We start from the raw sequence: 12499 nt of genomic DNA, 5'->3' as shown, positions 1-12499 counted from the left end.
TGGCTTATACCAATTTACAGTTTTCAATTTTCTTTCTGATATAAAATTATCTGCCCATTCACTTCTTTTGGCCTTTCGAGATAAATCTTGATCCTTTTGCCCAGCAGTTTCTCGGTTTTGCCGCTAACCTGCAATAAATATGCCGAATCGATTACCTTCCCCGTAATCAAAATTTCAATAACCCCTGAATCAACTCCATTTGCATAATCTCCTAACAATGAAACCTGCTCCACGTCCCCTGTCCTTTCGATCACATGGTCGATTGCTTGGTCAATTCCCAGGAAGGTACGTACCAAATCCTGCAAACTCTGGAAAAGAGGATGTTCTACATTTGCTCGATAATAGATTTTGTTGTTTTCTTGGGACTTGATCAGGTATCCAGCGACTGAGAGCTGGTTGAGCTCCTTTCGGATTGAATTGGTCGATTCATTGAATTCTTCAGCGATTCCCCGCAGGTACCCCTTATTGGTCGAGCTTACGAAAAACTTGATCAGTAGTTTCAGTCGGGTCTTGGAAGTGATAAGCGAATCTAGCATACCATGTAAAGTGAGCAACAAAAGTACTCATAGCTTTCCGTAATATCAAGAATATAATTACCTAACGAAAAACTTAACAATTTAATAACAGGTTACTGTCGCTCCATTTTCTTCTTCAACCGTTGCTTCGCCTTCTTCACCCCTTCCAGCGTGATCCCGAGAAGATCGGCCATGCTCCTGTTGCTCAGTCCGAGCTTCATCAGGGAGATCAGGCGGAAATCATAATCGGTAAGCCTTGGATATGCCTCTTTCTCCTTTGCCAGGTAACCCGGATAAACACGTTCGAAAATATCGTTGAACTTTACCCATCTCTCTTCGGTCATCACCTGTTTTTCCAACATCTTGTTCAGGCTATCGTTGAACAGTTCCTGACGGTCGGGAAAATGGTCCAGGTTCTGTATGACCTCGTTGCGGAACCTCTGGATGGTTAGGTCGTTCTGCTTGACGGTATCGGTAAATTCCTGTAGCGACCTGTTCAGGGCCTCCAGCTCGTGGTCCACCAGCTGTTTTTCGTACGAAAGCTCAAGTTGGTCCCTTTCAAGCGCAGCGTTCATGTACATGATACGGTTCTTGGAGCGGTTCACGAGCAGGAGGATCAGCGCAAGTCCAAGTACAATGAAGATGAAAACATAGATGTAGGTCTGTAAATCCTTCCTCCGCCTCAGCCCTTCGTTCTCTAGCCCCTGTGCATATCGTTGTACTTCCCACTGGTAGGCCACTTTCTGGAGCTTCTCAAAATCAAGCTTTTCGTCTATGCTGTCCTTTAGTTGGAGGTACTCCTTTATGTACTTCAGTTCCTCTTGGGGGTTTTTCTGTATCCCCGCAACCTTGGAGAGGAGCCTCTTGGACTCCATCATGTATGGGAGGTAGTACGGTTTTTGGGCCATGTCGGCCTGGGCATCCAGAACATGGCCCCTGGCCTTTTCCGGTTCACCCTTTGCGATGTACATGTTAGCCAGCTCAAGGTTGGCCCTCATCGCATCCTGGGTCTCCCCGAATCTCTTGGAAAGCGATACGTTCTTCAAGAGCAGCTTTATGGCAAGCTCCCTGTTACCTTTTTTCCTCTCGATATCGGCAATGTTCCCAGTGATGATCCCCATCCATACCGAGTCTTGGGCTGATTTTGCCGCTGCAATGGCGAGCTTGAAATAACGGTTCCCCTCCTCCAGCAGGGAGTCCTTTACACTGTATACACCGAGTGAATTCAACATATCGATGCGCTTCCTGCTTGGGTTTTTGGCAAAGGGGAGGGCTTTTTGGAGATATTCCCTTGCCTTTGCCTGGTTGCCGATGAAACTATAGAAGCCAGCTGCAAACCCATAGTTTTCCGTAATGTTAGGCACCTTTCCCAGATCAACCTCCTGGTCCATGTCATCTGCTCTCAAGAAAAACGGGATCGCCCTTGAAACGTCCCTGTAGATAAAGTGGTAGTATCCTTGGCGCATAAGCCCAACCTGGAGGAGTTCCCTTGTCTTTGGAGATGATACGAGTTCCCTGGCCAAGCGGTAATATCGGTCGGTAATTGGGTTTACCCTGTCAAAAGCAATCGAGAAACCATCTGCCATCAACATGTAATAGGCCCATTTCAGGGGAACGCTCCTTTCCGCCTCGGCGAGCAATTTGACCGAATCCAACCGAGCGACAAGGGCAAGTGTATCACCATTGAAGTTCACATTGGTCCCCAGGACCTCCTCCAATGCCGCCATTTCCTCCTCTCCTTTCGTTTGCGCGCTAAGGGAACAGAATGGGTACGCGAGCAATAGCATCACGAATATCAAAAAGAGGTTCAGTTTTCTCGGTCTAGGTTTCATCATCTCAAATTTCGGGACAATTTGTGAACATCCATGGCCCAATATCGAAAATTACCAAATATCGGTATGGTTTTACCATCGAACGGCGAACACCGCCCCCGAAGGAACGGCCCAGGAAATAAAATTTTCAAAATTCCGGACTGATACACTTATATTATCAGGTGGACTTACCTACTGATTTTCTTTAAATAGTCAAAATAGACGCCCTTTAGGTCCTTTACCCGATCGAAGAGGGCTTCCTTTTCTATATAGCCCTTGGAGAGAGCGATCTCCTCCAGACAGGCGACCTTTAGGGAAGTCCTTTTTTCAATGGTCTTGATGAACTCCGTCGCTTCTGAAAGCGATTCATGTGTACCTGTGTCCAACCAGGCAAACCCGCGTCCCAGGAGCTGGAGCTGGAGCGCCCCTTGGTTGAGGTACGTCTGGTTTACCGTGGTGATCTCCAGTTCGCCCCTATCCGAGGGCTTCACGCCCTTTGCGATCTCGACTACGGAATTCGGGTAGAAATAGAGCCCTACGATGGCATAGTTCGATTTAGGTTCCCTTGGTTTCTCCTCGATGCCAAGGACCTTACCGGACTCATCGAAAGCCGCCACGCCATAACGCTCAGGATCGTCTACGTAATATCCGAATACCACCGCCTCTCTCTGGTCCTCTACTTTGGTCCTGGCTTCCAGCAATTGCTGCTGCAGGCCCGCACCATAAAAGATATTGTCGCCCAGTATCAGGCAAACGTCATCGCCAGAAATGAACCCTTCCCCGATTACAAAGGCCTGTGCAAGGCCATCGGGCGAAGGTTGCTCAGCATAGCTGATCGAGATCCCCAATTGACCGCCGTCACCGAAGAGCCTTTTGAAATTCGGGAGATCCTGGGGGGTGGAAATAATCAGGACCTCCCTGATCCCTGCCAGCATAAGGACCGATAGCGGGTAGTAGATCATCGGCTTGTCGTAAACTGGCAGGAGTTGCTTGGAGACGACCTGGGTAAGCGGGTGGAGCCTGGTACCTGAACCTCCGGCTAAAATTATTCCTTTCATATCTGTTGTATTCTAATGTAACGTTCTTATCGGCCGGACAGATCTTTCAGCATCCGCCCCAGACTTACTTCCCATTCCGGGACCGTAACGCCAAATGTCCTTTTTAGCTTCTCCTTGCTTAAGAGGGAAAAAAGCGGTCTCTCTGCTGGTGTCGGGTACTGCGAGCTTGGGGTCGGTTTTAACTTACAGTTAAGCCCGGAGGCCTCCCTGATCATAAGGGCAAAACCATACCAGCTGGTCCTGCCTTCATTGGAATAATGGTAGGTCCCCGGAACCCAATTTCCCGGTTTCGAAACATGTCCTATCAGCTCTGCCAGGTCACGGGCATAGGTCGGCGATCCGACCTGGTCTGACACCGCACTGATCTCATCCCTGCTCTTCATGAGGTCCAGCATCGTCTTCACAAAGTTCTTCCCGTAGGTCGAGTAGACCCAGGAAGTACGGATTATGATGGCGCTTGGGCAGTGCTTCCCTATGGCCTGCTCACCCCAGAGCTTGGTCTGCCCATAGACATTGACCGGGCCAGTGGGATAATCTTCTTCCAGCGCCTGGTCGACATCCCCTGGAAAGACATAATCTGTGGATATGTAGAGCAGTTTACAGCCATTTTCCCCGGCATATTTAGCAATCTCCAAAGTAGAGAGATGGTTTACCCTATTGGCCAGGTCAGTTTCTGTTTCTGCTTGGTCCACTGCGGTAAATGCTCCGCAATGGATGATGAGGTCCGGCCGAATTGCATCCAGGACCGGTCTAACGGACTCAGGCATTGACAGATCCAGCTCCTTGCGGTCCAAGAAAACCGTTCCAAGGGAACCATCAGGATGCCAGATTCCCCTGAGCTCCGAACCCACCTGCCCAGAACTGCCGGTAACCACTATATTTTTGGCTGCCATCCTATCCCTAAATTGAAAATAATTTTCCGACCGCATCCTTGAAAAGTGGAAGCTCACGGTCCTTCTCTGAAACTATCAGGTCCTCCTCCGGTAGGATCCAATCAATGTCCAGCTGCCGGTCCATGAAAGAAGCTCCCCATTCCGCTGACCTGTTGTAAAGGTTATCGCACTTGTAAAAGAATTCTGCGGTCTCGGAAAGAACGACGAAACCGTGCAGGAAACCCCGTGGGACAAAAAGCTGCCTTTTGTTCTCCGCAGAAAGCAGGACAGAGAAATGTTGCCCAAAGGTTTCGGATCCGGGCCTCGCATCGACAGCAACGTCCAATACCTCTCCCTGTAGGACCCTGACCAATTTGGCCTGCGCGAATTCGCCTGACTGGCCGTGGAGACCGCGTAAAACGGCCTTGGTGGAGAAGGACTGGTTATCCTGCACGAAGTGTACGTCCAATCCGGTGATTTCCTTGAAAACCTCCTGGTTGTAACTCTCGAAAAAATATCCCCTTTCGTCCCCATGGACCCGGGGCTCTAAAATATAACAGTCCTTAAGACCTGTCGCTACTGCATTCATGAATATATCCCCCATTGGTATCAAGCTCCACTGTAATGTCTATCGTAATAACTCTGGTAGTCACCTGAAGCGACTTTATCCAACCAGGACCGGTTCGCTAAAAACCAGTCGATGGTTTGTGAAAGCCCCTGTTCGAAGGTTACGCTCGGTTCCCATCCAAGTTCCCTTTGTATCTTGCCGGCATCGATTGCATACCTAAGGTCATGGCCGGGACGGTCCTTTACAAACTGGATCAGCTTTTCGGAAGTGCCCGGATCCCGGCCCAATTTACTGTCCATCTGCCGGCAGAGTTCCCTAACCAGGTCTATGTTCTTCCATTCATTAAAACCTCCAATATTATAGGAATTCCCATTCTCACCATTATGGAACACGGTATCGATCGCTCGTGCATGGTCGATAACGTACAGCCAGTCGCGGGTATATTTCCCGTCGCCATAGATTGGCAGAGGCCTGTTATTGATGACGTTCAGGATGCACAGCGGGATGAGCTTCTCAGGAAAGTGGTTGGGACCATAATTGTTCGAACAGTTCGTGATCACCACCGGCATCCCGTAGGTATCATGGTAAGCCCGCACAAAATGGTCCGAAGCGGCCTTGGAAGCAGAATATGGCGAATGGGGGTCATAACTCGTCTCTTCAGTGAAAAAACCAGTATCTCCCAGTGCGCCATAAACCTCATCCGTGGACACATGGTGGAACCTCTTGCCCTCAAGTTCTCCCTCCCAGATCCCCTTTGCAGCATTCAGTAGGTTGACCGTACCGATCACGTTGGTATTGACGAATGCCAGCGGGTCCGCTATTGAACGGTCCACATGTGACTCTGCCGCCAGGTGGATGACTGAGTCTGGCCTATGTTCTGAAAATATCCCGTCCAAGGCTTCCACGTCGCGTATATCGGCCTTCACAAAAGAATAGTTGGGGCGTTCCTCGATATCCCTCAGGTTCTCCAGGTTTCCCGCATAGGTCAGTGCGTCCAGATTCAGAACCCTGTAAGCTGGGTATTTGAGAACAAAGTGCCTAACAACATGAGAACCAATGAATCCCGCACCACCGGTGATAAGAATTGTTCTGTTCATGATACAAAATAAGCAAATAAAACCATTTGGCCATATGGGTCGGCTTCAAATTACAGCAAATTGTAGTTGGAAAGCCAGGATCCATTACTTGGCCCTGTATCCTCAAAAACGGAGATCGCATCCTCCGAAACCACAAATGGGACGGAGCGTGGTGCAGGAAAGTTTCCTGGAACACGCGCCATACCAGGGGCATGCCGGGGCCGGCCGGACCTGGCAGGTCCATTTGGCTAAAGGGACAAGATGCCCTGTTAAGTTCGGCCATTCTTCTGGTTTTCCTTTTCGGCCACGATCTTCCTCAGGCCAGAGCTCGAGAATCTGTGGTCCCTACTGTTGAAATAGAGCTCGATCCCCTTTTCCTCACAGTACTTCCTGCCCGTAAAGTCCCTGTCCCTATATTCGTCCCCAACTATCCGGACGTCAAGTTTAAAGGAACGCAATATGTCCTCTAGGTCCTGCTCGGTGGAATAGGGAACAATCTCATCGACATATATGCATCCCCTGAGTTGGATATATCGTTCAACGACGGTCTGGGTCGGGGCGTTCTTTTCCGGACGGTCCAAAGTTGGGTCCATCTGCAGGCCGCAGATCAGGTAGTCGCACTGGCGCTTGGCCTCGGCCAGCATCATGATGTGACCGGCGTGCAAGAGATCGAACGTCGAAAATGTGATGCCCACCCTCGGCCCGGGATTGTAGTCAGGTTGCCTGTTGACCTTCTTCTCATTTTTCATATTTCATTCAGATTTTCGTGGACATCGCCCATGCTGGGTAATGCCCGTAACAATTTAGCAAAATGTATGAAGATCCTGAAACAACTTCACCTTCGGAAAGCCGTGGAGACGGAAATATCCGTTAAACTGTCCCTGAATTTGCGTTTTTGTAGCCTTATGGCTATAAGCTCCCAATTGGGTGGCTCAAAATCCCCGGTCTATGCATTTGGTGCACACCCTCAGGCTCTACCGGTCCCGGATGAACCTGGATCCCAGCTGGGGCAGTGAGCCATCTCTTTTTTCAGCTCTTATCCCAAATGGGTCGTCAGGACTGAGGGGGGGGGGGGGGGGAGAATCTTGCTTATTCTTCCTGAGATACTTTTTCCTATCGATCCCTTTGCACCGGCGCGATTTGCAAGAGGAATACGTCAAAGAGCCCAGGCTTGAGGAATCGATGGATCCTCGACCTCCCTGTTTCCTGGCATGCTTTCCCGTGGCTTGATGAAATAGAAAGTGGTGCGCCCACTGCAACCAAGGGTCCTCCCTTCAGGATGATCCACGGGGCAGGCAAAGGATCATCCTGAAGGTCGACAGCCTTGGAAGCCCTTCTATTGAGAAACTAGATTCCACGGGGAACGCCATATCCAGAAACTCACGGGACGAGCTAACATACCGGTCGCTTCCAGGGCCCCTATCTTCCGGAGGCCCTTCAATGCGGTAACCAAAACCGGAAGTACGACGGAATACCATAAAAAGCCCTTTCCCATCCTTAAAATCGTGCAGGAGTTAAGTTTGGACCAAAGTCTCCGGCCAAATTGGATAATCGGCCGTACCCCCGGGCAAACATCCCGAATGTATCGGTGCAATCCCTGGAAATGTTCGGCCAGGGCCAGATGCTTCCTGTGGACGGGCAATCCGCAATAACCTTCACCAAAGCTACGATGGGAGCTAGGGCGAAATTCCGGACCAGAGGACATGCCGTTCATTGGACCTGAAAGCTGAACTGGCACGGCATCCCAACTGCTCCTTGGCAAGTGCCGCCACTGAGATGGAATGTAAGATCCGCACTTAAACATGACCTGACAATGGACCAGGGACCTTGTCCTACCCGTATTCCTGTTGTTTTTTTGTACATTTGTTCGTTAATATGGAAAACTCATACATCATTAACATAGACCAACGCACAACAAGTACCCTATATCAGTCAATATTCGACCTTGCCAGCTCCAGCGGGATAGCGGAAGGACTTTCCCATATCCTTACAACTGCATGTCTCCTTATTGGGACTTTCCTCCTTTTGGCCATCCTGGATTATCTAATGGGGCTGTTCTTCAATTCGATCGTTAGCCGGTTGATAAAAAGGTCAAGGACCCAATGGGACAACCATCTCATCGACAACAGGGTAAACGTCCATTTGAGCCGACTGATCCTCCTGGGGATCTGCCAAAAGCTTCTCCCTTTGGTTTTTGTGGGATTTCCATCCCTTAATTCAGGTCTGGCCAAATTACTGGACATCTTCATGATCTTTGCGGGTTATTCGCTGCTAAATGGTTTATTTAAGTCCCTAAGGGACATCCTGCGCTCATCAAGGAGGTTTGTTGACAAGCCCCTGGACAGTTACCTTCAGGTACTGCAGATATTCCTATTGTTTGTCGGGGGCACCTTGGCGGTTTCTATCATTACTGGAAATTCCCCCTGGTCCTTCCTGGTCTCCCTGGGTGCGGCCTCTGCAGTCCTGATGTTGGTGTTCAAAGATACCATTCTCGGTTTTGTTGCGAGCATACAGGTCTCCGCTAACGATTCGGTCCGGGTAGGTGACTGGATAGAGATGCCAAAATACGGGGCAGATGGGGACGTCCTACAGATCAACCTCAACAACGTCAGGATACAGAATTGGGACAAGACGATCGTTACCGTCCCGACCCACACACTGCTGAGCGACTCATTCAAGAACTTTAGGGGAATGCAAGAAAGCGGCGGCCGCAGGATAAAGCGGGCCATAAATATCAAGATATCAACGATAAGGTACCTGGACCCCCAGGAACTTGAAACGCTCAAGAAAATATCCATACTCTCTGAATACATCGAGAAGAGGCAGCAGGAGATCAAAACGTTCAATTCGGAAAATGGGATCGATCCCGAAATGCCAGTGAACGGGAGGAGGATCACGAACATTGGTCTGTTCAGGGCCTACATAAAAGCGTACGTCATGCAAAACCCCAATATCCACCAAAAGATGACAGCTATGGTCCGTCAGCTTCCCGCGACACAGCATGGCCTGCCTTTGGAACTGTACATGTTCACAAAAGGCACACAGTGGACATTCTATGAGGACGTAATATCCGATCTGTTTGACCACCTTTTGGCCTCTATAAAATACTTCGGTTTAGAGGTCTTTGAACTCCCGGCCTCGGACGACCTTCGATATATCCTGAAGGAAAGCCAGGGGGAGGGCTCCCGAGCAGCTTCCCATCCTTAGGGGAATACCTAGCCGTGTCCGTTCCGTAATTCTCCAGAGCTTTCACTTTAAACTGAACAGGGATTTCCCCTTAAAGCATAGTTCGCCTGAGAGACAGCGCTACATTCAATTTAGCATAGCATCTATCCAGGCCAATTATACTGGAATTGTCACGAGCTCCGAAATCCAGTCAGATCTGGAAGGACCGATGCCATCACATACGCTATTTAACAAGCCATCAGCCCGCACTGACCTCAATCGGGTTCATCCCGGAATGCTGAGGACACAGCTGATGACCGACATGGCTAGGTGATTTGGTGAAGGGTAACAGTTTGGCAGGCACTGTGCGTAACCGATTGACAACAATTCTCCAGCGATTGGGTGCATCAGGATTGCCATGTGGTACCATCTCCGGTACCTGAACAATCCGGAAACCGCCAGAATGGTATGGCCCGAAGGTCATTGGGCATATAGGAGCCGGTCAAATTGGGTTGAGTGGCGAACGGAGTTCCGTCGGTACAAAGTGGCCGTAGGGAAAAAACTTTGGGAATACCGGAAATTTGGTAAATTAGTAGTTTGCGGGTAATTCCCTATCCACGAATCGATATGGTTGACACAAGTGGTCTTGGGAGTTACCTATGTTTTACGAAGGCAGACAATGGGTTGTGAAGAACGTACAGTGTTTTATTTTTTAGTATCCCTGTTCTGGGTATTTTTTATCTATTACCTGGCCATGGCGATAAGGACCTTATTGGCGAGAAAGGCCAGCTCTTCACCATTTCGGTTTTCGAGAGAGGACTGGTATGGTGCCGCTGTTATATTCTGTGGCTGTTCCGCGCTGTGCGCAATGTTTTTCATGGTAGTAGGAGAATATTTATCGGACGGCCTACACCCCGGCTACTATCTATTGGCGATCCCCTTAGCTTTGGTATCCGCGTTGATTCACAAAATATTAAATTGAGACCCAGAACGTACATTTCCAGTCCATGTCACTATTCTATCTCCCGGCACCGGACGTCCATCTAAACCTTACCCCTTGGACAACAGGGTCATACGGGTTGCACCTTTCACCTTCTTGGCGGCCTTGATTGTATCCTAGGCTCCAAAACCGCTATGTTATTTATTGGCCATTTAGGGACGGTCAAAAAGCTCATACTGCCTTACATGCATTTATTCCCCACATTTCCTGGTAAACATCCAAAGTAACCCCCGTACCAGGCATGGACTGCCAGCTACCCTGTCCTTGGGATCCAAAACTGTTGCCCTTGGTAATAAGATCGGGGATGGTTGAAGAGCAGCCTCTCAAGAAACTGTTAAAAGATCTTAAATCCCTTGATTTGTCTTTTGTCCGATTTTAAATTTGCACCAGAAGAGGATCAAATTAAGTTTATATATCCATCGTGGACCCGGTTCCTTCACCGGAACCGGGTCTCTTAAATGCTGCTAATTAGTTTCCCATTAATTCTCAGTATCAACACGAATCCCGACCTCTACGTAATTTGGGCCGGGATTAGTTATCTGTCTTGTTATTTTCCATAGTTATAATGTCCAGCGATAGAATGTCCCTCTCACCATCAGAGGGGACCTTTGCTGATCTAGGGGACTTATTTCCCTGAGCTTATCCGTTTTTCCCAAGATGCTCCCTAGAGGTGCACATACAGACCTTCACTCTACCTAGCTCTCCCCCAAGATACTTCGGTTATCCCATCCAACCAATGGCATGTCGAAAGAATCTGGAGGGGTAAACCATCCTATTAAATTATCTTTCTCGGCAGAACCTAGAACCTGTGCCGTTAAATGGACAAATAATAGAGTCTGGGGAAGGTCACAACTTGTACGAAGAGGACCCTCTCTGTCCTAAATACCGTGACGATATACCGCCTTCCCAGGCTCGACGGTAGGATTTTAACGGATCCAGGTCGATTAGGACCGATTTGGTTATCCTTAATGGGAAAAGAAAGCCAAATCCCATCCAGGTCGCGCTAAAGGTCTATTCGGAAATCACATCGGGTTGAACATACAATCAAAATGGAAATGGCAAAATTTTGATCCCCGGATCCCAAGGGGGTGCATTAAATACCATACTGAGTCCGAGGAGTCAATCCTGAAAGGCTCAGGGAATGCAATCGCTAAACTGTAAAACGAACCATTGAACCAAGAGAGATATTAAGTTCTTTAAATAAATGGTGGAACGACATTGAACGATGAGTATTTGATTCAAGGTGCCGTCGTCGTCACGGAGAAAGATAATTGGTGGCATGAGGCCTTTAGGAGATTCTTTCCAGGAAATGACCAAATGTTAAAACAAATTAGTCAGCAAGGAGATTATCCCTAGTAAGCAAACGGACAATATAACCTCTCGGAAAGAAAATGGCAGCAAAAAAATCTTTTAGGTACATACGTAGTTTTTCAACAGGAATTTACAGGCTCAATACCGGAAGAGAATTTGAGTATTGTGACCATGAAGGATCCCAGATCGCTGATCCTTCGGTTTTATCTCGCATCCATTCTCTGTCGATACCGCCAAATTGGACGGATGTATGGATCTGCCCCCACAAAAATGGGCACATCCAGGCCACGGGACTCGATAATAAACAGAGAAAGCAATATATTTACCACGCTAATTGGACCTCCTTTCGGGACTAGAACAAATTCAGCAAGCTATACCTTTACGGTAAGGGACTGGCAGCCTTGAAAAAGCAATTGGCAAGGGACCTGAAAGGGAAGAATCTTGATCAAAGGTTCGTGTGCGCCCTGGCAATTACGATCATACAATATACTTCAATAAGACCGGGAAATACATTCTACAGTAACTCAAATGGATCATTCGGTCTCACAACACTGCAGAACAGGCATGTCAAGATAATCAATGGCAAGTTGATTTTCAGATATAAGGGGAAGAGAGGAATCAGACAGGAGAAAGCGTGTGACAAGAAAATGATCTGTTCCCAGATCGTAAGATTATTGGAATTACCGGGCAGGCAACTCCTGCAATACTTTGATCACCAAAATAAAAAGAGGCCAATCCAACCAACCCATTTGAACAATTACCTTTCTGAGGTATATGCAGGAGACGTGACCAGCAAGACCATCAGGACGTGGAATGCCTGCTTTCGAGCATTGGGGCATCTCTTGGAAAATTACCCAGGAAATATAAAGGTAAGGGAGAAGAGCAGCAAAGAACTAGTCAGGTCTGTGGCGTACCATCTTGGCAATACGCCATCGATAGCAAGAAAAAGCTACATATGTCCCGTTATACTGGAAAAATTCGAAGCGGGAAAACTGGACAGCTGGATCAAGCGGAACGCAAGGGCAAACAAAAGGGATAGGGAAGCAGCTGTACAGAAAAAACTATTAAAGCTCTTCAAAGGTTGCCAAGACAGATAAGTCCCGGATTTTTCGCTGGCTAAAAA

Annotated in this window: 9 protein-coding genes and 1 pseudogene; 3 read left to right on the top strand and 7 right to left on the bottom strand. The window is 48.4% G+C overall.

What is annotated here, in order from left to right:
• Positions 1 to 23: 23 nt before the first annotated feature.
• The 7 genes from ACWICE_RS11545 to ACWICE_RS11515 form a co-directional block, all read right to left on the bottom strand.
• Complete coding sequence (locus tag ACWICE_RS11545) at positions 24 to 536, bottom strand: ArsR family transcriptional regulator (protein WP_454298431.1); 513 nt, start codon at positions 534 to 536, stop codon at positions 24 to 26.
• A 92-nt stretch (positions 537 to 628) separates the two neighbouring features.
• Positions 629 to 2350: a tetratricopeptide repeat protein gene (locus tag ACWICE_RS11540; protein WP_454298430.1), complete on the bottom strand. Its 1722-nt coding sequence runs from the start codon at positions 2348 to 2350 to the stop codon at positions 629 to 631.
• A gap of 164 nt (positions 2351 to 2514) precedes the next feature.
• Positions 2515 to 3384, bottom strand: coding sequence for a glucose-1-phosphate thymidylyltransferase RfbA (gene rfbA, locus ACWICE_RS11535; RefSeq protein WP_454298429.1), 870 nt, complete (start codon positions 3382 to 3384; stop codon positions 2515 to 2517).
• A gap of 26 nt (positions 3385 to 3410) precedes the next feature.
• Positions 3411 to 4277, bottom strand: coding sequence for a dTDP-4-dehydrorhamnose reductase (rfbD, locus tag ACWICE_RS11530; RefSeq protein WP_454298428.1), 867 nt, complete (start codon positions 4275 to 4277; stop codon positions 3411 to 3413).
• 7 nt (positions 4278 to 4284) lie between these two features.
• Positions 4285 to 4845 carry a dTDP-4-dehydrorhamnose 3,5-epimerase gene (gene rfbC, locus ACWICE_RS11525; RefSeq protein ID WP_454298427.1) on the bottom strand — a complete coding sequence of 187 codons (561 nt, stop codon included), beginning with the start codon at positions 4843 to 4845 and terminating at the stop codon, positions 4285 to 4287.
• A 20-nt stretch (positions 4846 to 4865) separates the two neighbouring features.
• Positions 4866 to 5921 (bottom strand): dTDP-glucose 4,6-dehydratase, encoded by a 1056-nt coding sequence (gene rfbB / locus ACWICE_RS11520; RefSeq protein ID WP_454298426.1) that lies wholly within the window; start codon positions 5919 to 5921, stop codon positions 4866 to 4868.
• 248 nt (positions 5922 to 6169) lie between these two features.
• Positions 6170 to 6649, bottom strand: coding sequence for an adenylyltransferase/cytidyltransferase family protein (locus ACWICE_RS11515; RefSeq protein ID WP_454298425.1), 480 nt, complete (start codon positions 6647 to 6649; stop codon positions 6170 to 6172).
• Between the two features lie 1126 nt (positions 6650 to 7775).
• Between ACWICE_RS11515 and ACWICE_RS11510 the strand changes: the two genes are divergently transcribed.
• The 3 genes and pseudogenes from ACWICE_RS11510 to ACWICE_RS11500 form a co-directional block, all read left to right on the top strand.
• Positions 7776 to 9107 (top strand): mechanosensitive ion channel family protein, encoded by a 1332-nt coding sequence (locus ACWICE_RS11510; RefSeq protein WP_454298424.1) that lies wholly within the window; start codon positions 7776 to 7778, stop codon positions 9105 to 9107.
• 2349 nt (positions 9108 to 11456) lie between these two features.
• Positions 11457 to 11732 carry a hypothetical protein gene (locus ACWICE_RS11505; RefSeq protein ID WP_454298423.1) on the top strand — a complete coding sequence of 92 codons (276 nt, stop codon included), beginning with the start codon at positions 11457 to 11459 and terminating at the stop codon, positions 11730 to 11732.
• A gap of 12 nt (positions 11733 to 11744) precedes the next feature.
• Positions 11745 to 12473: pseudogene (locus ACWICE_RS11500) on the top strand (hypothetical protein); the annotation flags it as partial.
• Positions 12474 to 12499: the final 26 nt, after the last annotated feature.

The sequence above is a fragment of the Sphingobacterium sp. NPDC055346 genome (assembly GCF_053645235.1).
This window is presented reverse-complemented; position numbering and strand designations above follow the sequence as displayed.